The following is a 393-nucleotide window of genomic DNA, read 5'->3' as shown; positions in this document are numbered from 1 at the left end:
ATTTTAGATATAGAAAACATAGGAATTCAACACAACTTTTTTGAAATTGGAGGCCATTCACTGAAAGCGACTACGATGGTTTCTAGAATCCATAAGGAACTTATGGTGGAGATACCTTTAGGGCAAATCTTCCAAACACCTACTATAAAAGGGATTGGAGAATTTATTGACTCTACAAAAGAAAGTGTATATGCATCGATCACAAAAGTAGAAGAACAGGATTATTATCCGCTCTCATCTGCCCAAAGAAGACTCTACATTTCAAACAAAATAGAGGGTAGTGGAGTATCTTATAATATGCCTTTCGCTATGAAAATAAAAGGTGATTTGGATGTTCATCAGCTTGAGAATGCATTCTATAAACTAATCGAAAGACATGAGGCCTTAAGAACT

Annotated in this window: 1 protein-coding gene; it reads left to right on the top strand. The window is 35.1% G+C overall.

The window, feature by feature from the left end; genetic code table 11:
- A partial coding sequence (locus MR107_RS30475) for a condensation domain-containing protein (protein WP_242293190.1) occupies nt 1–393 on the top strand: 393 nt, incomplete at both ends.

The sequence above is a fragment of the Bacillus cereus group sp. BfR-BA-01441 genome (assembly GCF_022663075.1).
GTDB lineage: Bacteria > Bacillota > Bacilli > Bacillales > Bacillaceae_G > Bacillus_A > Bacillus_A cereus.
Note: the sequence above shows the minus strand (reverse complement) of the source record. Positions and strands in the feature narration are given on the sequence as shown.